The sequence below is a fragment of the Larkinella sp. C7 genome, from assembly GCF_006149005.1.
Taxonomy (GTDB): Bacteria; Bacteroidota; Bacteroidia; order Cytophagales; family Spirosomataceae; genus Larkinella.
In genome coordinates this window covers 487-744 of the sequence record NZ_VBSL01000070.1, presented here as the reverse complement: position 1 = coordinate 744, position 258 = coordinate 487, and the positions used below count along the sequence as shown (strand labels likewise).

The window sequence follows — 258 nt, the reverse complement described above, 5'->3', positions numbered from 1 at the left end:
GCCTGCGAGAGGGCGGTTTCGACTGATTCTAGGTAGGCAATGGTTTGCTTGGTCTCTTCAATCAGACCATTGAGGTGCTTGACAGCTTCCTTTAATTTCTGATATTTTTTGAAATACTTCTGGGCATTCTGGCTGGGGCTGAGACTGACATCTAAGGCAATGGTCAATTTTTCACCGGTGTAGTAATTATCCAGCTGGATCTGGTCCTTGTTATTGGGAACCAGATTGAGGTAGGTGGTCAGGAGTTCACCCTTCTGG

Annotated in this window: 1 protein-coding gene; it reads right to left on the bottom strand. The window is 46.5% G+C overall.

Annotated features, from left to right (window positions below; translation table 11 throughout):
- The coding region (locus FH871_RS34400; RefSeq protein ID WP_229317751.1) for an NFACT family protein at positions 1–258 on the bottom strand (258 nt) is incomplete at both ends.